This window comes from Paenibacillus sp. LRG-1 (assembly GCF_057220305.1).
Window position 1 is genome coordinate 3738827 of the sequence record NZ_CM170126.1, and the last position, 22420, is coordinate 3761246.

At 47.6% G+C, this 22420-nt stretch carries 20 protein-coding genes; 1 reads left to right on the forward strand and 19 read right to left on the reverse strand.

The genetic code is table 11. The annotated features are described in order from the left end of the window. Window positions 1-44 precede the first annotated feature (44 nt). Entirely contained in the window at window positions 45-1829 is a 1785-nt protein-coding gene (locus ACUUJN_RS16665; protein WP_076159465.1) for a DAK2 domain-containing protein, read from the reverse strand. Between the two features lie 509 nt (window positions 1830-2338). Between ACUUJN_RS16665 and rpmB the strand changes: the two genes are divergently transcribed. Further along, window positions 2339-2527: a 50S ribosomal protein L28 gene (gene rpmB, locus ACUUJN_RS16670; RefSeq protein WP_013310881.1), complete on the forward strand. Its 189-nt coding sequence runs from the start codon at window positions 2339-2341 to the stop codon at window positions 2525-2527. Window positions 2528-2751: 224 nt separating this feature from the next. Here the strand turns inward: rpmB and spoVM are convergent, their stop codons facing one another. The 18 genes from spoVM to dapF all read right to left on the reverse strand — a co-directional run bounded on the left by spoVM (window position 2752) and on the right by dapF (window position 22406). Then, a complete protein-coding gene (spoVM, locus tag ACUUJN_RS16675; RefSeq protein WP_010345573.1) occupies window positions 2752-2832 on the reverse strand; it encodes a stage V sporulation protein SpoVM in 81 nt (26 codons plus the stop codon). Between the two features lie 391 nt (window positions 2833-3223). After that, on the reverse strand, window positions 3224-3892 hold the full coding sequence (rpe, locus tag ACUUJN_RS16680) for a ribulose-phosphate 3-epimerase (protein WP_023989299.1): 669 nt from the start codon (window positions 3890-3892) through the stop codon (window positions 3224-3226). A 4-nt stretch (window positions 3893-3896) separates the two neighbouring features. Continuing rightward, complete coding sequence (gene rsgA / locus ACUUJN_RS16685) at window positions 3897-4814, reverse strand: ribosome small subunit-dependent GTPase A (protein ID WP_023989300.1); 918 nt, start codon at window positions 4812-4814, stop codon at window positions 3897-3899. Window positions 4815-4887: 73 nt separating this feature from the next. Further along, the gene (gene pknB / locus ACUUJN_RS16690) at window positions 4888-7158 is read right to left on the reverse strand and encodes a Stk1 family PASTA domain-containing Ser/Thr kinase (RefSeq protein ID WP_023989301.1); all 2271 of its coding nucleotides are present in this window, start codon (window positions 7156-7158) and stop codon (window positions 4888-4890) included. Then, window positions 7155-7931: a Stp1/IreP family PP2C-type Ser/Thr phosphatase gene (locus ACUUJN_RS16695; RefSeq protein ID WP_484668719.1), complete on the reverse strand. Its 777-nt coding sequence runs from the start codon at window positions 7929-7931 to the stop codon at window positions 7155-7157. The genes pknB and ACUUJN_RS16695 overlap by 4 nt, the downstream gene beginning before the upstream one ends. A gap of 6 nt (window positions 7932-7937) precedes the next feature. Next, entirely contained in the window at window positions 7938-8978 is a 1041-nt protein-coding gene (rlmN, locus tag ACUUJN_RS16700) for a dual-specificity RNA methyltransferase RlmN (RefSeq protein WP_013310887.1), read from the reverse strand. Between the two features lie 187 nt (window positions 8979-9165). After that, window positions 9166-10581 carry a 16S rRNA (cytosine(967)-C(5))-methyltransferase RsmB gene (gene rsmB / locus ACUUJN_RS16705; protein WP_484668720.1) on the reverse strand — a complete coding sequence of 472 codons (1416 nt, stop codon included), beginning with the start codon at window positions 10579-10581 and terminating at the stop codon, window positions 9166-9168. Then, on the reverse strand, window positions 10578-11537 hold the full coding sequence (fmt, locus tag ACUUJN_RS16710) for a methionyl-tRNA formyltransferase (RefSeq protein WP_339200327.1): 960 nt from the start codon (window positions 11535-11537) through the stop codon (window positions 10578-10580). The genes rsmB and fmt overlap by 4 nt, the downstream gene beginning before the upstream one ends. A 6-nt stretch (window positions 11538-11543) precedes the next feature. Continuing rightward, window positions 11544-12041: a peptide deformylase gene (gene def / locus ACUUJN_RS16715; protein WP_013310890.1), complete on the reverse strand. Its 498-nt coding sequence runs from the start codon at window positions 12039-12041 to the stop codon at window positions 11544-11546. A 132-nt stretch (window positions 12042-12173) separates the two neighbouring features. Next, on the reverse strand, window positions 12174-14750 hold the full coding sequence (priA, locus tag ACUUJN_RS16720; protein WP_028540561.1) for a primosomal protein N': 2577 nt from the start codon (window positions 14748-14750) through the stop codon (window positions 12174-12176). Continuing rightward, window positions 14750-16054, reverse strand: coding sequence for a bifunctional phosphopantothenoylcysteine decarboxylase/phosphopantothenate--cysteine ligase CoaBC (coaBC, locus tag ACUUJN_RS16725; protein ID WP_023989307.1), 1305 nt, complete (start codon window positions 16052-16054; stop codon window positions 14750-14752). Before coaBC ends, priA begins: the two co-directional genes overlap by 1 nt. Before the next feature lie 90 nt (window positions 16055-16144). Continuing rightward, complete coding sequence (rpoZ, locus tag ACUUJN_RS16730) at window positions 16145-16348, reverse strand: DNA-directed RNA polymerase subunit omega (RefSeq protein ID WP_013310893.1); 204 nt, start codon at window positions 16346-16348, stop codon at window positions 16145-16147. Between the two features lie 122 nt (window positions 16349-16470). After that, window positions 16471-17043 (reverse strand): guanylate kinase, encoded by a 573-nt coding sequence (gmk, locus tag ACUUJN_RS16735; protein WP_013310894.1) that lies wholly within the window; start codon window positions 17041-17043, stop codon window positions 16471-16473. Window positions 17044-17057: 14 nt separating this feature from the next. Then, window positions 17058-17318: an extracellular matrix/biofilm regulator RemA gene (remA, locus tag ACUUJN_RS16740; RefSeq protein ID WP_005548256.1), complete on the reverse strand. Its 261-nt coding sequence runs from the start codon at window positions 17316-17318 to the stop codon at window positions 17058-17060. A 56-nt stretch (window positions 17319-17374) separates the two neighbouring features. Next, window positions 17375-18262, reverse strand: coding sequence for a YicC/YloC family endoribonuclease (locus tag ACUUJN_RS16745; RefSeq protein WP_013310895.1), 888 nt, complete (start codon window positions 18260-18262; stop codon window positions 17375-17377). Window positions 18263-18297: 35 nt separating this feature from the next. Continuing rightward, window positions 18298-20184 (reverse strand): bifunctional homocysteine S-methyltransferase/methylenetetrahydrofolate reductase, encoded by a 1887-nt coding sequence (locus tag ACUUJN_RS16750; protein WP_023989309.1) that lies wholly within the window; start codon window positions 20182-20184, stop codon window positions 18298-18300. 155 nt (window positions 20185-20339) lie between these two features. Next, window positions 20340-21365, reverse strand: coding sequence for a hypothetical protein (locus ACUUJN_RS16755; protein WP_023989310.1), 1026 nt, complete (start codon window positions 21363-21365; stop codon window positions 20340-20342). A 207-nt stretch (window positions 21366-21572) separates the two neighbouring features. Then, a complete protein-coding gene (dapF, locus tag ACUUJN_RS16760; RefSeq protein WP_023989311.1) occupies window positions 21573-22406 on the reverse strand; it encodes a diaminopimelate epimerase in 834 nt (277 codons plus the stop codon). Window positions 22407-22420 lie beyond the last annotated feature (14 nt).

Below are 22420 nucleotides of genomic sequence, written 5' to 3' on the forward strand. Positions count from 1 at the left end.
AGACCTCCTTTTGTTGTGGACTTCCATGGGCGTGCTAAAGCACATCAGGTTTCCACTGAGAACAAATAAGGATAAATCGGCTGACCACCTTCATGAACTTCCACTTCAGCATCCGCATAATTTTCTTTAAGCCATGCAACAAGCTGATCTGTGTCTTCTTGATTCGCGTCTGAGCCTGTGAGAATCGTAACAATTTCATCGCCATTCACCAGCATTTTCGCTAGCAAAAGACGGGACGTTGCCATTAAGTGTTCCTCGGTCGCTACAATTTTGGAATCCTGAATACCGATGTAATGCCCGGCTGTAATATGCAGGTCATCCAGTGTCGTATCCCGTACCGCGTAGGTCACTTGCCCAGACTTCACCCGGGTGACTGCGTCACGCATATTGTCCTGATTTACCTGAAAAGCCTCTTCCTCCTGGAAGGCAAATGCTGCCGCAATCCCCTGAGGAATTGTTTTGCTCGGAATAACCGACACCATACGTTCCATCTCTAGCAGTTCACGTGCTTGTTCTGCCGCCAAAATAATATTGGAATTATTCGGAAGAATAAAAATATGTTGAGCCGCAATCGAACGCGCCGCATTAACGAAGTCCTCTGTGCTCGGATTCATTGTCTGGCCGCCAGAAAGGACAACATCGACGCCTAAACTTCTGAAAATATCAGCAATTCCTTCACCGGAAGCCACAGCTATAAAACCAAAGGATGCCAGTTCATGAGCGGGGGGCTCAGACGGCTCTTCCTCACGTGCAGGCTCTGTTGGTATTTCAGCAAACCACTCAGGCTCAGGAGCAACATCCATACCCGCAGACAACAAATCACGATGCTGCTCGCGCATATTTAAAATACGAATCTGTGTAATTTCTCCGTAGCGCAGTGCCAAATTCAGCACTTCACCAGGAGCCTTAGAATGCACGTGAACCTTGATGACATCATCGTCCGAAATTACGATAATAGAATCACCATCTACTGCTAACGCTTTCCGGAAGGCTTCCTCATCAAAATCGGTACCTTGCGCTTCGCCCAATTGTCGATTAATAAAAAACTCCATATCATACAAAAATTCAATATTATCCGTTTCGAGCTTCGCTTGCGCAGAAATCGGCGCATCTGGGGAAGGAACAACTGCAGTAGCAGTAGGTCTCTCCGATACGTGAGGAGCAAAAACCGTGCGTACATTATCACTTTTTGCAGTTGAAGACGTCACCAAGCCGCTTCCAAGATGCTGCATAAAACCTTCATAAATGTACACAAGACCTTGCCCACCCGAATCTACAACTCCTACTTGCTTCAATACAGGGAGCATGTCCTGCGTCATGGCAAGCGTTTCCTTCGCTTTGGCAAGCACTTCTTCCATCAGTTCCGTGATGTCGTTCGTCCGGCGCGAGAAAAACACAGCATGCCTGGCCGCTTCCTTCGCCACGGTAAGAATTGTACCCTCCACCGGCTTAACAACCGCCTTGTAGGCCGCATCCACCCCGCTCTGCAATGCCGATGCGAACTGAAGGGTATTCAATTCCTCGTATGGGGCAGCGTAACGGCTGAAGCCACGAAACAACTGAGACAGGATAACCCCTGAATTGCCGCGGGCTCCCATCAGCAAACCTTTGGATAATATGCCGGACATGACACCGATGGAGGAAGAGTCCCCCCTCTTTAATTCCGTTACGCCCGCGCTCATCGTCAAATTCATGTTGGTTCCCGTATCACCGTCTGGCACTGGGAATACATTTAGTGAATTGACATGTTCCGCATGCTGCTGTAATTGTTCCGCCCCGGCTAAAACCATTGCGGTAAAATCTGTTCCATTCAAAGAACGATTACTCAAGAGAATTCCCCTTCCTAGCTTAATACACTTGTTTTACTATCAACCTTCACAACACCTTATTCAACTGTGCGTACAGGTTCAATTGAATTATACTAAAGCCAGACGACGAATACGAATATCACACTTTCGTAAGCTCTTGTACTCACGTCTGGTCGTTCTTCTACAGGTCATATAAAATGAAAAACCAGTCAACTGCCTAACAATAAATCATCGGCTGGAATGATGACTATAGTCCCGCCTCTGAACTGCCGGCATGACTGGAATAAGAATTCACATTCCATTTTAATACAAAATAATCGCAGCAATAACTATCCCATATTGTACTATAATGCGAAAGAGAAATAAATAAAGTTTTTGAATCAGTTGACGGAGCTTTTTTGACTATGATATTATATTTAAGTATTGTTTTGTTCAGGTTAGTGACTTACAAAGTCCGGCTGACCCAGTCGGCCTGAAGAGAGACCCGTTCCGTATGGAATTTGGTTATTTTCAGAATAGGAGGTGGAATCATGTCTCGTAAATGTTCTGTAACAGGCAAAAAGCCTGGCAGCGGTAACCACGTATCTCACGCTAACAACCGTAATCGCCGTACTTGGGGCGTCAACGTACAAAAAGTTCGCATTCTCGTTAACGGTAAACCGAAACGCGTTTATGTCAGCACTCGTGCATTGAAAGCCGGTAAAGTGACTCGCGTGTAGTCGTAAAAAAATATCGTTATAAGCAAAAGGCACCTCGTTTTAAACGGGTGCTTTTTTGGTTATTCGAAAAGTAATATCCATCTGGTTCAGGAGAACAAAATGTCAGGCACCTTCCCGTGCGTTCCTATCTTTTACTGCCGAGCTACCTATCTGTTGTGCCCGGGAAGCGTGCCCTGTGTACCTCCAGTTTTCATCCTACATCCTGTGTTTACATTACGTTGAATTCAGTTTTTCTGGAATGTATTCAAAATGGCTTTAACGAATCCACCCAGAAATTTTGGCAGCTTGATTGTGTAAAACTTCATGCCTCACCCTCCCCATCATCCTCCTGCATCCGTTCTCTGTAGTTTATGCAACCTGTCAAGGGTTGTTGCCCCACAAAAAAAAGGCTACATGAGAATCCCGCTCATGTAACCATATTTATGCACAACCATCCCAGGCTATACCATCAGACAAGTCCGCGAACATAGAGATATGCTGAGAGTATGAAAATAAACAGGATATAATAAAGTACGCTGCACACCACAAAACCTATTCGTAAACCCCGCCGTTCATTTTTTCGAAAATAAAACAGTACAATTAGAACAGCCAAAAGTGAAAGAACAGCATTCCAAGGAGCCTTCACTAGCGAGAAACAGCTAAGGGTCAACCCCGTCGCCATGCTCGCTACAGTCATCCACAATGCTTCAGTCAGCTTCACTTGGACAAACGAGCTGCACTGTCCCGAATCGCAGCAATAGCCGCTGCGCGGTCTGCTCTGCCAAATACCGCACTACCAGCCACTAACACGTCAGCCCCCGCTTCAAATACGGCTGGTGCCGTCTCCTCCGCAATACCTCCGTCTACCTCGATATGTACATCTGGACGGCCCAATTCGTTCAGCCAAGCACGGATTTGTCTGATTTTATTTAACGTCTCTGGAATGAAGGACTGACCTCCAAAGCCAGGATTGACCGTCATCACCAGAATCATATCCACATTTGGCAGCACTTCCTTGATCGCGTATGGTGAAGTACCCGGATTGAGAGCCACTCCAGCCAGAGCGCCTTGCTGCTTGATCAAGTGAAGGACACCATGCAAATGAACACAGGCCTCAGCATGAACAGTGATGATGTTGGCTCCTGCTTTTACGAAATCGCCAATATAGCGTTCAGGATGCTCAATCATCAGATGAACATCCAAGGGAAGAGTCGTATGCGGACGAATAGCCTGAACGATAGGTGGGCCCAGTGTAATATTGGATACAAAATGTCCATCCATTACATCCACATGAATCCAGTCTGCCCCTCCTGCCTCAGCTTCCGCAACTTCACTGCCCAAGCGAGCAAAATCAGCGGATAAAATCGACGGTGCTATTTTTAACATATACTCAGTACCTCCGCTTTTTTTCTTTTAATTCCTGATAGAACTGCAAATAGCTATCATATCGTCCCTGTGAAATATGGCCTTCTTCCAGGGCCTCTCTTACTTTACAGCTAGGCTCGTGAATATGGGTACACCCCCGAAATTTACATCCTTCCGCATACTGCTGGAATTCACGAAAACAGGGAGATAACTCATCCACACCTAGCTCCAGAAAATCTAGCTGGCTAAACCCTGGTGTATCTGCTACAAACCCTCCGTTGTCTAGAGGAATCAGCTCCACATGACGAGTCGTATGTTTTCCTCGGCCCAGCTTATTGCTTATGGCGCTCGTCTCCAGCGTTAACCCAGGCTCCAGAGCATTAAGCATGGAAGACTTTCCTACACCTGACTGCCCGGAAAACACGCTGATTTGACCAGCCAACAGCTTCTTAAGCTCAGCCGTCCCTTCTCCGGTACGGGCACTGGTTACCAGCACCTCATAACCGATCTTCCGGTACATTTCCTGAACGGCCAGCACGGTGTCATCCTCTGAAGGACTGCCTTCATACAAATCGCGCTTAGTCAAACAGATAATCGTATCCAGTCCGGCGTGCTCAATATGGACTAAAAATTTGTCCAGTAAAGGCAGGTTTAAATCCGGCTCACGCAAGGAAAACAGTAGCACGGCTAGCGTGGTATTAGCTACTGGAGGACGAATTAGCTCTGTCGTACGCTTTCTAATCTCCTCGACCATACCTTCCCCGTTCTCAGTCAGTTCGTAAACGACCCGATCACCGACAAGAGGCGTAATCTCTTTTTTCTTAAAAATGCCGCGTGCTCTGCATTGTACCGTAGCTTCGCCAGATACCGGACGCCCATCCTGATCCAGGCTGGAGACATAATAATATCCGCTAAGCGCCTTGACGATCAGACCTTCAGGCATGTGTAAGATGTCCTCCTTCATAATGTTCAAGTTTCATTGCGTATAACAGGTTGAGCATCTTCCTATTGCAAGTTTACTGATGCTGAACAGCCTCAATCACTTTTTCCTTCTTTGCGTGGCCTGGGTTGTTTTTATGACTAACCGCCAACTCACTGCGCGTACTCCCCGTGGAATTCGTTCCAGGAACAAAGGCGGAAGGGTCACCATTACCTCCTGTGCCCTCCTGATTGTTCGAGTCGCCTCCACTATTGCCAGTATCATTAGAAGATCCCCCGCTATCACCTTCCTCGCCGTTTCCACTTCCATTCTGCGAGGAAGTACCATCAGGTGTATCCGTTGGTGAAGTTCCAGCAGGCGGAGCAATTTGGGGCATCGTCACCGTTCCATTTTTCGCCTCAATATAAGAGACTGGATACGTATCAATAAAGTCACCATCTCTAAATACTGAGACAACACTGTCTTTGTTCGGAGCCATTAGCAGATTGATAGTGAACATCTGTGTCGTATTAATCGTACGGCTTCCCCATTCCTGATTTTCTCCACGCGCATCCGTATAAGTGATACGAATTTTGCTGTTTTTGCCCTCTTCCTTCGGCGCAACAGGCACATTAAATGGTAGTGTAATAGCTTCTGGCGGGTAACCCGTGCTTACATAAAACGTAATTTCCGTATTTGGTGGCAACTCACTGCCTGCCTCTGACGGCCACTGTTTGGTTACTCTTCCTTTTTCCTGCTCATAGCTAAATTCTTCTTTAATCGAGCCAACCTTCAGCCCTGCCTTTTTAACCTCATTTTCTGCTTGGTTCTGCGTCTTCCCTACCAGGCTTGGCATTTTCACAGTATCAGCGCCCTTGCTGACTGTGAGCACAACCTGGACTGAGTCCTTATCAAATGGCTCATTTGCAGCGGGTGTCTGACTAAGGACGGTCCCCGCGGCCTGATCACTGAACTGCTCATTTTGCTGAATCTGCGTCTCCTTAATTTGCTGGGCGGTCAGCAGCTTAACAGCATTCTCGTAGCTTTGGCCTTTGACATCCGGCATCGGGGTGAGCGGCTTGGCAATCCCGACTTTCAGACTAATCTTGGTTCCTTCCTTGACTAAAGAATCTGCAGGATAGCTTTGATAAAATACAACTCCAGGCGCGATTCCCTCTTTGTATTCATGCTGGATTGGCTCCTCAATGAGTAATCCCGCTTTACTGAGATTAACCTTCGCTTGGTCTTCTGTTTGTGTCAATACACCTGGTACTTTTACCTCAGGCACGACAAGTACACTTTGCACATAGTACACCACTCCGCCCATGCACAGAAGTAACACCAACACTAGTGTTACCCACAAGATCGCTTTTTTTCTATTTTTTTTGGACGATTGCTTGCTCGAAAGCTGTTCAGACTCACGCGGTTGAGCAGGTACATCATCGCCACTAGAAGACATCCCTAATTGTTGAGGCTTAATAGCCGGAATAACCCGTGTTTGATCCTCATCATCCAAATGTGTAAACTCCAGCTTGGATTCATTACGCCGTCCCGGCAGCAAACAGGTTTCTAGATCTTTTAGCATTTCGTCTGCCGATTGATAACGCTCTTCTGGATTTTTGCGCATGGATTTTAGAATGACATTTTCCACACTTTGCGGAATCAACGGATTAATTTTACGTGGTTCCTCAAATTCCTCTTGCAAGTGCTTGAGCGCTACACTAATTGGACTTTCTCCCAGGAAAGGGAGCTGCGCTGTCAGCATTTGATATAAGACAATACCTAAAGAATATAAGTCCGATTTTTCGCCGGTGACGACACCCTTTGCATGCTCAGGTGAAAAATAATGAACAGAACCCACAACAGAACCCGTCTGGGTAATGGTCGTTGACGTAACAGCTCTAGCAATCCCAAAATCAGTTACCTTAACCCGTCCATTACGTCCAATTAATATATTATGAGGCTTAATGTCTCGGTGAATGATCTGATTTTGGTGGGCATGCTCCAGCGCATCACAAATCTGGGAAGCAATCCGTACTGCTTCATCCACTTGCAATGGTGCACGTTCTTTAATAATCTCATTCAAATTTTTACCTTCTATGCACTCCATTACAATATAATGGATTTCATCCTCTTGGCCGACATCATAAATACTGACCACATTCGAATGCGAAAGCGAGGCCGCAGACTGCGCCTCACGCCGAAATCGGCGAATAAATTCCTCATCATGAACAAATTGCTGGCGCAACACTTTAACTGCGACATTGCGATTCAGCAAAATGTCTTGAGCCTTATACACCAGCGCCATACCGCCGCCACCGATACGCTCAATAATTTCGTATCTTCCCCCTAGCAGGTGCCCGATCATGCGTCACACCCCTTTTCACTCAATGAAACCGTGTCGTCGGGCAATTCAAACAAAGCTACAGTAATGTTATCGTCTCCTCCGGCAAGCAACGCCAGATGTAGCAGACGATCCGCGCGCTCCTCCAAAGGATTCTCTGCGGCACCTACTACTTTGCTGATTTGTTCTTCCGTTACCAAATTGCTTAATCCGTCGCTACACAGTAACAGTATATCGCCTTTTTCCAGCACAATGGAGTCAATATCCACTTTCACCTCGGAATCAGTGCCCAGCGCCCGTGTCAGTACATTGCGACGAGGATGGTTCTCCCGTTCTTCCTTACTGATCTGACCGTTTTTGAACAGCTCATTAACCAAAGTATGGTCTTCTGTAAGCTGACGTACCGCTCCTTTGGAAATGACATAGGCACGACTGTCACCGATATGTCCGATAATTCCGGATGCGTCGTTTAATAAAACCGCAACAACTGTCGTTCCCATATTATGATACTTTTCATCGCGTGCAGCCGTCTGGAAGATGACTTCATTGGCATGCAAAATAGCGTCGCTGAGCGCCGCCGTCAAAGAATGTGCGGATAATCCGCTCTCCAGCGTCGCCAAATCAGCGGCAAGTGTCTCTACCGCAAGGCGGCTGGCCGTATCACCGGCCAAATGCCCCCCCATACCATCGGCAACAATCCCAAGGATATAGCCTTGCTCCAAGTGCCTGATCCAGGCAGAATCCTCATTCACCGAACGTACACGTCCGACATGGCTGACATGAACTGTTTTGATCAAATGGTTTCACCCCAACTCCATATGCTTTGCACGCAACTGACCGCAAGCAGCGGCAATATCGTGACCCTGTTCACGCCGGATCGTCACATTGACGCCTTTTTCGGCAAGAATACGTTGGAAATTAAAAATATCACTGCGTGATGTGCGTACATACTTGCGCTCAGGCACATGATTGACTGGAATCAAATTGACGTGACACAGCATGTCCTTTAACACATCCGCTAGCTCTTCAGCATGTTCTGCCTGATCGTTTACCCCACCAATCAGGGCATATTCAAACGAAATTCTCCGCCCCGTCTTAGCAAGATAGTAACGTAGAGAATCCATAACATCCTTAAAGGGATAACGCCGATTTACAGGCATCAGCTTCGAACGAAGCGCATCATTAGGCGCATGAATGGATATTGCCAGATTAATCTGGGTATCCTCGTCGGCAAATTTATAAATATTCGGTACAATACCGCTGGTCGACACTGTGATATGACGTTGACCAATGTTCAGACCTTTTTCATGAACCATTGTACGTAAAAACGTCATGGTCGCTTCATAGTTTTCAAAAGGCTCGCCCGAGCCCATAATCACGATGCTACTCACTCGTTCATTGGTTTTATCCAAAATTTTCTGAGCCTGCACCACCTGTGCAGTAATTTCACCAGCCGTCAGGTTCCGTTTAAGGCCTCCGAGCGTCGAAGCGCAGAAAGTACAACCAATCCGGCAACCCACTTGAGTCGTTACACAAATGCTGTTTCCGTAATTGTGTCTCATAATGACCGTTTCAATGGCATGATCATCGTGCAAACCGAACAGGAATTTTACTGTACCGTCCTTCGATTCCAACTTTGTAATTTCACTAAGCGTCACAAAACTAAATTGCTCCTCAAGCTTCTCTCTCAGCGCCTTGGACAAATTCGTCATCTCGCTGAAATCATTGACTCGCTTCACATACAGCCAGTCAAAAATTTGTCCTCCACGAAAAGCAGGCTCGCCATTGTTCTTGGCCCAGTCCTGAAGCTCCTCCAGAGTTAAATCATATATAAAAGGTTTCATCAATGTTTGCACCCGTTCCTTCTTCATTAAGTTCTGTTTGATCGCAGATAGTATTTTTCATTCTTCCTATTTTAGCACAAATCCCTGAGGGGGTAAAAATTTTTCGTCTTCATGCAAAAAACCGCCGGAAATGTTCCGGCGGAATGTGGAATTACTGGTGGAAAGCTGTCTGGAATTCTCTTCCGCGCTATTTCACCCGACGCAGGCGTGCGATATAAAATCCGTCGCTGTGGAAATGCTGCGGTAACAGCTGTACCGAGCCTCCCTGTATACTATCCTTTTCGCGGCTCACGTCCGGGAAGGAATGACCCTCTGCCAATTCATACTCTGGATGTTCGCTTAAAAATTGAGTCAATTGTCCTTCATTTTCGCCCGGTTCAATCGTGCATGTGCTGTATACCAGAATACCACCTGGCTTCAACAGTCCCGCCACACTATCCAGCAGCTCATGCTGAAGCTGTGTAATGTCGCGAACATCCTGCGCAGTTTTGCTCCAACGCAGGTCCGGTTTACGACGAATCACTCCAAAGCCAGAGCATGGCGCATCCAGCAAAATACGGTCAAAAGAAGCTGGAGCATATCGTTCCTTCAGTTCTAGCGCATCACCAGTGACTGTTTCCACGGCATCCAGGCCAAGTCGATTAGCCTGTTCACGAATTAATTGATGCTTATGGGCATGCAGATCATTCGCAACTATCCGTCCGTGATCCTTCATCAGCTCAGCCATATGAGCTGTTTTGCCACCTGGAGCGGCACAGCAATCCAGTACCAGCATGCCAGGCTCAGGAGCGACTGCTTCGGCAACGAGCATGGAGCTTTCATCCTGTACGGACAGCAAGCCGTCCGTATACCACGAGGTAAGCGCCATATTTCCACCGCTACGAACAACAATCCCATAGGAACTAACTGCCGAAGGAACAGCATCAAGCCCTTTTGAGCGCATCTCGTCCAGCAGCTGATCACGGCTGGTCATTGTCGTATTCACCCGTACGCTGACCGCAGGGGGTTCATTATTAGCCTGACAGATAGCCTCAGCAGTATCTGCACCGTACTGCTTAATCCAGCGCTTAACCAGCCACTGTGGATGGGAATGTTCTAATGAAATCCGTTCCTCCGGTGATAAATCGTCAGGAATACGCAGCTTGTCCGGCTCACGTAGCATGCTGCGGAGCACGCCGTTGACCATACCGGAAATCCCCTGATGCCCACGCCGCTTGGCAATGGTCACCGCTTCACTAACGACTGCATGATCCGGAACTCGATCCAGATACACCACCTGATACACACTCATCCGCAGCAACGAACGTACCCAAGCCTGAAGCTTGGCCGTTCCTTTTTGAACAAATTTATTCAAAAAATAATCTAGTGTATTTCGGCGTGCGACTGTACCGTATACAAGTTCCGTCGCCAAACCAGCGTCACTTACAGATAAACCTGCCTGCTGAAGCCGACGATTTAGCTCAAGATTGCTATACGCACCCTCTTGCTCCACACCAATCAACACATCAAGTGCAACTTCCCGCGCCGTCTGATTGCGAGTCTTGCCTGTTCTGGCACCCACTCCCTTGCCTTGGCCTCCCTGGCGGGAGTGACTCCCGCTCATCCGAGCACCATGCCCGGCTTCATCTGTCCGCCGCGTGCAAAGGTTCCGGCATCCATAACTTTTTTGCCAGCCGGTTGAACCTGAGTCAGCCAGAGAGTTCCTTCGCCTGTCTGCACCTCAATGCCACGAGCGGTCAATTGAAGAACCGTCCCGGGTGCTGGAGCATTTGAGCCACTCACGTCATTATTTATGAAAGGCTGCTCAGCAGCCCATATTTTAAAAACATTTCCCTCCCAAAGCGTAAACGCGCCGGAAAAGGGAACAAGGCCGCGAATCCGGTTGTATATCTGCTGTGCATTGTCACTCCACGAAATACGCTCATCGTCGCGGTTCAGGTTAGGGGCATAGGTAGCCTCGTCCTCATTTTGCGGCGTACGGTCTGATTGGCCTGCCAGCAACTTAGGCAGCTCGTCCTGCAAAAGCTTTGCTCCAGCTACGCTTAATTTCTCAAAAATCGTACCGGAGGTATCCTCCGGCTCTATAGCAACCTCAACTCGCGATATCATATCGCCAGTATCCAGTCCTTCCGCCATATACATCAGCGTCACACCCGTCACGGTCTCACCGTTAATAATCGCACGCTGGATCGGTGCACCTCCCCGATAGCGGGGAAGTAACGAACCATGCACATTCAGACAGCCGAACCGAGGCAAGTCTAGTACGGACTTAGGCAAAATTTGCCCATAGGCTGCGGTTACGATCAGATCAGGACGCAGCTCTGCCACCTGAGCCACCGCTTCTGGCTGGCGCAGGCGGGTCGGTTGCAGTACAGGTAATCCGCGTTTTTCTGCCGCTTCCTTGACTGGTGTAGGCGTCAATATTTTTTTTCGTCCCTGTGGCTTATCGGGCTGTGTAATCACACCGACCACGTTATAACCGTTGTCCAGTAACATGTTCAGCGATGGCACTGCAAACTCAGGCGTACCCATAAAGATAATACGAATGTCTTGACTCATCGAACCTCACTCTCCTATCTGACGGTTCGGTCCTGGCTGTTCCAGCGCAACCTCATATACTTTTTCTGCAATATCCGTGAATAAAATTCCATTTAAATGGTCAATTTCATGCTGAAAAGCACGAGAAAGCAACCCTGTCGCTGTAACGGTAATGGCCTTACCCTCGCGGTCCAGTCCCTTGACTGTAACCTTCTCGGCACGACGCACATCCCCGTTCAACCCAGGTATACTCAGGCAGCCTTCAGGACCCAATTCCTCCCCTTCTTCGGCCACGATCTCTGGATTGATCATTTTAATCAATCCATGCTCATCTCCAGCATCTACAACGATGAGACGCTTCAAAATACCTACTTGCGGAGCAGCAAGACCTACTCCCTCCGCTTCATACATCGTATCTGCCATATCGTCGAGCAGCTTTTGCACGTTAGGCGTAATTTTAGTGACTTCCTTTGCTACTTTGTGCAATACGTCATCCGGCTCCAACACTATAATTCTAATTGACATGACAACAGAACACCTTCCTCTTTATGTTTCATTTAGGCTTAACTGTATTCATCACACACGCGACTGCTACATTATCCTATGTACGGACGGCTTGTCCGCATTAATTGTGATAATAACTTTTGTGGCAACACTCTACATAAGCATTTGCGGATCAACATCCAGACTAATCAGCAACTTTTGTGCCTGTGCGGATTCGGCCATTTCATCAGCTACTTGCTGAGCCAAACTAATCGCATCGATATTTCCACGCCATTTTATCATACATTGAAATCGGTATCTATTCTTGATTCTCGAAATGGGTGAAGCTACTGGCCCCAAAATGTCGAGTACATCCGATGTAAGACGATCCATATTCCCGAACCAGCCCCGTTGTCTGGCCCGTCCCTGTAGTGTTGCTGAATAATTCTCAGCCAGTCGGACCAGCACCGGGAGTTGTTCATGAGAAAAGGTCACCAAAATAAGACGACAATATGGTGGATAGTGCAAATTGCGGCGGTGTTTCAATTCTTCCCTCACAAAAGAAGCATAATCATGGCGACTTGCGTGAATCACCGAATAATGCTCTGGAGTATAGGATTGTACGAATACTTCCCCCGGCAATTGATGTCTCCCAGCCCGTCCAGCTACTTGTGTTAACAGCTGAAATGTCTTTTCCGCAGCCCGAAAATCCGGTAAATTGAGAGCCGAATCCGCAGTAATGACACCAACCAGTGTCACATCGGGAAAGTCCAGGCCTTTGGCAACCATTTGAGTACCGAGCAGCACGTCCGCTTTTTTATCACGAAATTGCTTGAGAAGCTTTTCGTGGGCATTTTTTTCTGTCGTTGTATCAACATCCATTCGAACAACACGTATACCGGGGAATAGCTTCGCCAGCTCTTCTTCCACTCGCTGGGTACCTGTACCGAAATAACGAATATGCTCACTACCGCACTCAGGGCAAGTCTGAGGCACGGGCTCGGAATAACCACAGTAATGGCAACGTAAATTGTTCGACCGCTGATGATACGTGAGCGAAATATCACAATGCGGACAACCCGCGACATAGCCACAGCTACGGCACATGACGAACGTGGAGTGCCCACGCCGATTCAACAGTAGTACCGTCTGCTCCTTACGCTCTAACCGCTCTGCAATTCCATTATGCAACGCACGGCTGAACATAGAGCGGTTGCCAGCACGCAGTTCCTCACGCATATCCATGATATGTACTTCGGGTAACGTGTTCCCCAATGCGCGAGTTGGCATTTCAAGCAGCAACGGCGCAAACTCGTCGTTGCTTTGTGAGCGAGCCGCATAGTAGCTTTCCAGCGACGGTGTTGCCGAGCCGAGAATAACGACAGCCCCATGCTGATGGGCTCTGCGAATAGCGACATCACGCGCATGGTATTTAGGTGTCTCTTCCTGCTTGTAGGACGTTTCGTGCTCCTCATCCATAATAATAAGACCTAACTCACGAAAAGGCGCAAATACTGCCGAGCGAGCACCAATCGCCACTTTCACACGGCCTTCACGTATTTTGCGCCACTCATCGTATCGTTCCCCCCCGGACAACCTACTGTGCATCACTGCTACCTGATCGCCAAACCGGCCTTTAAAACGCTCAACCATTTGTGGGGTTAATGATATTTCAGGTACCAGCACAATGGCCTGCCGATTCTGCTCGATACAACGCTGAATCGTCTGTAGATAGATTTCCGTCTTACCGCTCCCTGTGACTCCATGCAACAAATAAGCTCCTTGCTCACGCGTGTCCAGCTGGCGAATAATCCGTTCATATACCGATTGCTGCTCTGCCGTGAGAGGGAGTGGCTCTGTAGGCTTGAAGTGTCTGCCCCGGTATGGGTCGCGGAACACTTCGACATCCTCCAGCAACACGTAGCCCTTATCTTCCAGCGCCTTAACCGTTGCTGCCGATACACTCAGTGAGGTCATGACCTCCTTCAGCGACAGAGGCAGAAACTCGCTACGTTCCAGCAAAAAAGCAAGTACCTCCCGCTGACGCTGCGCTTTGGCAGAAAATTGCTCCAGCGCCGTTGATGCCTCGTCTATGCCGATAGCCAGATCAACGGATTTCATGGTCTTTTTGCCGAGTTTGTCTTTAATAACTTGACTTTCCTGAAGCACACCCCGGCGTAACAGTGATTTAATAACCTCTGCTTCCTCAGGGAAACGTCGACTCAGTTGCTGCAATGGGACTTGCTCCTTCTCCTGAATGAAGCTAACAATCCGACGCTCCGTCGGATCACTCATACCATCGTCGGTCAGAAGTGCCCATTCGAGTTCATCGCCCTGATTCGGTTGTATAGTACGCTGTGGATGCGTTAACTCATGCTGTTCGGCAATTGAGATATAACGTTCTGCTTTGCCCTTGAGCGCGGTAGGAATCATCACTTGCAGTGCCATAATTTGATTACAAGCATAACGTTCGCTCATCCATTTGCCCAGTTCGACTAGGTCGGCAGATAAGGGTGGTACCAAATCCAGTAACTCCTGGATCGCTCTCATCCTGTATTTCGGTGGATCATCAGCTGGGACTACCGAGATGACAAAAGCCTGCACCGTCCGTTTGCCAAATGGCACAGCTACCCGGCTACCCGGCTCAATCCAAGGTCTCATTGAGTCTGGTATCAGATAATCGAAGGTGCGGTCCGTATCCTTGGCAGGTACATCGACAATGACCTTGGCAACTAAATTGCCCGTCTCCATTAATGCAGCACCCCACCCATGCGTCCCGCGGCTATAGTAAGCAACTTACGCGCAACTTCTTCCTTTGACTGTACAGGAATACGCTCTACGATCCCGCTTCGGTCATAAATTTGAACAGCATTCGTATCGACGCCAAAACCAGCACCATTCACAGTTACATCGTTTGCCGCGATCAAATCACAATTTTTACGTTCTAATTTATCTATCGCATACGTCTCCAAATGTTCGGTTTCAGCTGCAAAGCCAATTAAAAATTGATGTTTCTTACTCTGTCCGAGTGATTCTAGAATATCGACGTTCTTCACTAGCTCTAGCGTAAATACACTATCTTTTTTCTTGATCTTGGTCTGTGCAATCTCACGTGGTCGATAATCTGCAACTGCAGCAGCCATAACGACCATATCGCTCGTTTCCCATTGCTTTAATACAGCGGCGTACATGTCTTCAGCTGACTGGACTCTTTCAAGCATAATACCAGCAGGCGGTTCCGCGCTGGTATTGGCAGCAATCAAGTGCACCTCTGCACCCATCTCCTGAGCCACTTTTGCAATGGCAAAGCCCATTTTGCCAGATGAATCATTTGTGATATAACGCACTGGATCAATTCGCTCGATCGTGCCTCCAGCCGTTACAATGACTTTTTTGCCTGAAAGCACCGATTCATTCTCATTCACAAGTGACTCAGGCACTTGAGCCTCCATAGATTCGCCACCAAACCATCGTGGTTCAGACTTGATGTTGGTTTTTTGTTCCTGAGCTTGCTGATCAAAAAAGCGCTCTATGGTTTGCACAATTGTGTCCGGCTCTTCCAAACGTCCTTTGCCAACGTAACCGCAAGCCAGTAATCCTTCACCAGGCTCAATCATCTTCACGCCACGTGATACAAGCGTCTCCATATTTTGCATGACTGCCGGATGAGTGTACATATGTACGTTCATCGCAGGGGCCACCATAATAGGCGCTGTTGTAGCCAGCAGCGTTGTAGACAGCATATCATCAGCAAGACCATGCGCCATTTTCCCGATAATATTCGCAGTTGCAGGAGCAACAAGCACCAAATCAGCCGCATCCGCCAGATGAATATGGGATACGACTGACGGCTCTCTTTCATCAAATGTGTCACTGTACACCGGATTACGAGAGAGCGACTGCAACGTAAGTTCGGTAATAAACTCCTTGGCAGAGGCCGTCATAATCACATGAACCTCGGCTCCCTTTTGCGTCAACCTACTGCACAGCGCAGCCCCTTTGTAAGCAGCAATTCCGCCAGTTATACCAAGAATAATAACTTTTCCCTTCAACATCGTTAACTCCCCCTGACCTAAAAAAATAACAACCTTGCGGTTGTCAAAGGAATTGGCATTGCGCCCGGTTATAATAGTTGTGTATAATTCTTACTCGTCTTCGCCGCTTTCAAGACGCAGATGATCCGCGTAAATCTCTTCCAACGCCACTCCAACCTGTTTGTGGGATTTAGGATTCTTGAGAGTCGTCTTTTCACCCTCGCGCAACTGTCTGGCACGACGTGAAGCCGCTACAACCAACGAATACTTACTATCTGCCTTTTTCATCATTTCATCAATGGAAGGATACAGCACGAATAGACACCTCTTCATGTAGTTTTGGGACTGTATAAGCTGAACTCCAGTGTACACCTTCAACCTCAGCTTATACAGTATTATTTCTCTTTAGGTACGCTTGGCATATGTAAAGCCCTCGTTTAAGGATGAACCTTACAATGTTCGGCGATAATAATGGATTCTATTCGTTTACAAGCGAAATCAATCTCATCATTGACGACCGCATAATCATAGTGACGCAACAAATTCATTTCATCCACAGCTACCGACATACGGTGGTCTATGGTCGCTTGAGTTTCTGTGCCCCGTCCCCGGATTCTATCCTTTAATTCGTCTAGCGAAGGCGGAAGCAGAAAGATGAATATGCCTTCTGGAAATTTTTCTTTAACCTTTAGCGCTCCCTGAACTTCAATCTCCAGAAAAATATCTTTTCCCTGCGCAAGCGTCTGATCTACAAAATCACGTGGAGTACCATAATAGTTCCCTACATACTCAGCATACTCCAGCATTTCATCTCGTTCAATCATACCCAAAAATTCTTCACGCGTTTTAAAAAAATAGGTCACTCCATCCTGTTCGCCTGAACGAGGTGTTCGAGTTGTAGCAGAAACGGAGTATGTTATCTCTGGTAGCTTATCACGCAATGCGTTGCCTACCGTCCCTTTACCGACACCCGAAGGTCCGGATATTACAAATAATAATCCCTTAGCCATAGTACACTCCATTTTTATTCGTCATTGTCATCATCTTTAGTGGATAGGCGATGAGCGACCGTCTCCGGCTGCACCGCAGACAGGATTACATGATCACTGTCTGTAATAATAACAGCCCGCGTCCGGCGGCCATAGGTAGCATCAATTAGCATATGACGGTCCCTGGCTTCCTGTATAATCCGCTTGATCGGAGCAGACTCCGGACTGACGATGGAGATAATTCGGTTGGCCGACACGATATTGCCGAAACCAATATTGATCAATTTGATTGCCATATTCAGGTCTTTCCCCCTATACATGTGACTCTTGCAGCCGTGCCGCTACCAGGTAGCTACTCAATATTTGCAGCCTGCTCACGAATTTTCTCGAGCTCTGCTTTCATCTCAACGACCAAATTAACCAATGTGAGATGATTAGCCTTGGAGCCGATCGTGTTGACTTCCCTGTTCATTTCCTGGATTAAAAAATCTAATTTGCGACCGGCCGGCTCGTCTGACAGCAGCAATCCCTTGCACTGTCCAAAGTGACTTTGAAGCCGGGTAAGTTCCTCATCAATATTGCTGCGATCCGCGAATAACGCAATCTCCATTCCGAACTTATGTTCATCAAGCGTAAATGAACCGTCCTGAAGCTCTTTAAGCCTGTGTTTCAGCCTGTTACGGTAGTCGCTCACAACATGAGGAGCCAGCACCGTCATTTCATGATGCAGGGATTCCAGCCGTAAAATACGGGATTCCACATCTTGCGCCAAATGCCCGCCTTCTCGCCTTCTCATCTCCAGTAAACCTTGCAAAGCTTCATTCAAAGCTCGCTGTAGTTGCTCTTCCCAGTCCTCTTCGTCTCCATGGCAAGCCTCTCCAGGCTCACCCAGAACGTCAGGCAAAGCAAGAATATCGCTTATCCCTAACGTTCCTTTCACTCCATAACGATCCGCCAGCTGCTCCGCTGCATGCAGGTAAGCCTGCACCACAGTGTCATTCAACCGCGCGGCGGGCATCTGTTCTTCATCACGTTCTCTGTGGATGAAGACATCGATACGACCGCGTTTAATCTGCTGTTGAACCGTTCTTCTCAAGCCATCTTCGTAACGAGTCCATTCGCGCGGAATTCTCATCATCACTTCGCAATAGCGGTGATTCACCGATTTCAATTCCAAGCGCACTTTATAGCCCTCATAATGAAGGATGGCTTGACCGTATCCGGTCATACTCAATGACATCGGCATCACATCCATTATACTATTGTAATTGATTATTATAGTCGAAACAAGGGGGCCTGTACGCGGCCTGATTTTTGCCATACGTAAGAAGTCAATTCAGCTGTCATTTCATAGAACATAAATGGAGTCATAAAATAGATACCATTAAAATGTTCCATTGCCGTATCGAGTAACTCCTTGGCAATAGACACGCCCATTGCTCGTCCTTCCGGACCCTCAAGACCAGACATACGTGCACGTACCTCATCGGATAACTGAATGCCTGGCACTTCATTGTGCAAGTATTCTGCATTGCGCCCACTAGCCAGCGGCATAATACCGATAAAAATCGGTACTTCCAAATGTCGTGTCGCTTCCGCGATGGCTGCAATGAGCTCGTGGTCGTAAACGGGCTGAGTCATAACATAATCAGCTCCGGAGGCAATTTTCTTCTCTAATCGCTGCACGGCTTTACCCAAATGCTTGACGTTAGGATTAAATGCGGCACCTACCACAAAATTAGCCTTCTGCTTCAGTGGCTTACCGGAAAATGCAACACCATCATTTAATTGCTTGATCATGCGTATGATTTCAAAAGAGGTCATATCATACACCGAACTGGCGCCTGGCAAATCACCAAACCGCGCCGGATCGCCAGTAACCGCCAGTACATGGTCAATACCGAGCGCGTCAAAACCCATCATGTGGGATTGAGTACCAATCAGATTGCGATCACGACAAGCTATATGAATTAATGGGCGCAAACCTGTTTCAATACTGACCAAATGTCCAAGCGCCATGTTGCTCATACGAGTAACTGCAAGCGAGTTGTCAGCCAGTGTAAGTGCGTCGGCCCCGGCTTTCTTCAACGCATGAGCACCTTGCATAAACCTCGTAATGTCCAGATCGCGCGGAGGATCCAGTTCTACAATGACCGTATGTCGTTCCTTAACCAGATCCACAATGTTGGGCTCGCTGGTATGTCTGCCATTTCCTCGTTCCCCTTCATCTGCAATCTGCTCCGCCACTTGAAAGGACTCTTTCGACAGAGCTTCTTTTGAAGCCAGCGGAGGCGGTTGCAAACGGTTCAAAGCTTTTGAGATAGCTGCAATATGGTCCGGTGTAGTTCCGCAGCAACCACCGAGCAGCCTCGTCCCCAGGTCTACAAAGGACTTGGCACATTCCCCAAAATACTCAGGTGATGCACCGTATACATAGTGACCGTCCACATAATCTGCTAGTCCCGCATTCGGATATACGGACAGCGGTACAGACAAAGGGCCATCCAGCTGCTCCATTACACTCATAATTCCCTGCGGACCCGAGTGACAGTTAAATCCAAGGATGTCTGCCCCCTCATTACGCAGCACCGAAAAAGCTTCCGCAACTAAAAAACCATCCTGGGTACGACCAACCTGATCAACTGCAAACTGACAAATTACCGGAATGTCACTGTATTTACGTACACTGTGAAGCGCAATGCGTATTTCATCCAGTGAATAAAACGTTTCGCACAAAATGCCGTCGACTCCTTCGGAGAGAAGGGCATCAATTTGCTGCTCATAGTTTCTTGCCAGCTCCAGCTTGGATATGTTAAGCCGTTTGCCCCCACATATGGAACCCACCGCACCTACCACATAATGTTCAGGTCCGGCCGCAGCTCTGGCAATTCTCACACCGGCACGATTGATCTCTTCTACCTTAGATTCCAGTCCAAACCGGGCTAACTTATAATCATTTGCAGAAAATGTATTAGTCTCCAGCAATCGAGCTCCTGCACTTAAATATTGACTATGCACGTCTGATATAACGTCAGGCGAAGTGATGTTCAGTTCTTCGAAAGACGTATTGACTGGAAATCCTAGCTGATATAAAAAAGTCCCCATTGCGCCGTCTCCGACAATAATTTCACGATTCAGCACAGTACGCAAATCCGGTTTCATGTCCTCTGCTCCACCCCGCTCTTTATTTTCATACTAATGTAACATAAAGAGACTATAAACATAAGCCAAAAACAAAAAAAGCCGCCCCACTCCCCGACAAAATGATCTCAGGAGTGAAACGACTTGATTTATCTTTTCTATTTCCTACTACATTTTCATGGCATTTTCCCATCAGAAGAATGAAGAGAGTAAGCGTAAAAAGTCCCTTTTTTATTCACTTTAGCCACAATAGAATCCGTTCCCTTTTGCTGCTTCGAGAACGTATATTGATTCCCTTGAACTTTCACTTTATAGCCCGACAAATTGATATTAAACAACATTTGAGCCTTGGGCTTGACTAGCTTCAAAGCTTCTGAGGCAGTATATTTCGGGCTTGCAAATGTTTTTTTGAAATCTGCGTCATCATTCCAGTCCACCCCATAGGTGGATACGGCCAGCACTTTACCGGTTACCGCGCTAATTTTGACCTCACTCGCCTCGTTTGCATCCTCGAACGACCAATATGAAAGTCCCTTCGTCTCGTCCTTGTACCGTGAAGCGTGCTGTACCTTGATTCGCTGTCCACTCACACGCTTAAATGTGTTCATTGCACGGTTCAGTAACAAAGGGTCCACCTGCTTCAGCGCATAGTCCGCGTTGATGGTAATAGCGTTACCTCGATCCACATCCACATACAACGAGGAAGCTTGTTCTCCTGCGCCCCAAAATACCCAGTAATTTGAAGGCTTGTTGGACTGATAAGGGGATTTGACCCGCCAGAATGCTTCAAATTGCAAAGGACGCTTGCTGTCAAACGCTTTGGCGCTGTTTAGCACTTTCGTCTTGAGTGGCGCGTTCATCGCCTTTCCTAAGCTGCTTATTTTATATCGTATTGTTGTAGAATCCACTCTGTTTTTTTCTTTATTATATTCTGTCTGCAACGTAGCAGTTCCATCTTCCAGTTCGCCTTCTACAATCCAAGTTTTCCCCATATCTGTCACATCGTCAAATTGAAATGCTGTCTTTGAACCGATGAGTTCTTGCACCGCTTTTTCTAAACGGCTTACCACTGTCGGAGTTAGCGAGCCAACCTGCTTGTCCGTCGTTTCCGCGCCAGCAGGAATGGTCGCCGCCTGAACCGGAAGCGCGGTGGCTACAAATATGAGGACTGCAACTGCTGAAATCCAACGAAATTTCCGCACTATGAACGGCCTCCTTATTGTTTTCTCATTTTCTATATTATACATCGTTCAGGCGCCAAAAAAAGACAGAATGTTGCTTTGTTCATCGTATTCCTTGTATACAGCGGCATGTAAGTCCAAAAAAAGAAGACCTACTAAGGTCTTCTTTTCACTCACTTCTATACGATTCATAGGCCAGTTGCACGCTATTTTTAAAGTTCACATGATTTAGAACAGACGACCTTCGTACACGATCTCAGCCGGGCCCGTCATATATATGTGATTATCGTCCTCGCTCCATTCGATATCCAGGTCGCCGCCCTTCAGGCTTACAATGGCGTGGCGGTCGCTGTACCCGTTTAGTACAGAAGCAACAAGTGTAGCACAGGCTCCGGTTCCACAAGCTAGCGTTGGTCCAGCTCCCCTCTCCCATACTCTCATATCTATATGCTTCCGGCTACGTACCGTGGCGAACTCAACATTTGTCTTTTTAGGGAACAGCGGATGGCATTCCAGCTTCGACCCCCAGGCTTCCAGATCAAAGCTTGGCGCATCCTCCACATAAATGACACAGTGCGGATTCCCCATAGATACAGCCGTAAAACGAAAACCACTTCCGCCAGCTTCAATGGGCTCATTAATTACGCTAGACAGATCCAGTGTAGTTGGAATCTTCAAACCCTCAAGAATCGGCTCTCCCATATCCACCTTCACCATACGAACAAGTCCGTTCTCTACAGTTAGTTCGACCTGCTGTACCCCTGCACCCAGTGTCTCGATCGTGATCTGTTCACGGTTGATGTGCTTACGGTCATATACGTATTTAGCAGCGCAACGGATAGCATTACCGCATTGCTCGGCCTCCGAGCCGTCCGAGTTAATGATACGCATGCAGAAATCCGCTTTTTCTGACGGCAATATATATACTAACCCATCGGCACCAATACCAAAATGTCGATCACATAGCCGAACAGCTAATTCCGAGGCGTCAGACGGCAAATCCTGATGCCCAAACCAAACGATAAAATCATTACCTAGACCGTTCATTTTTGTGAATTCCATAGCTTACCTCCGCC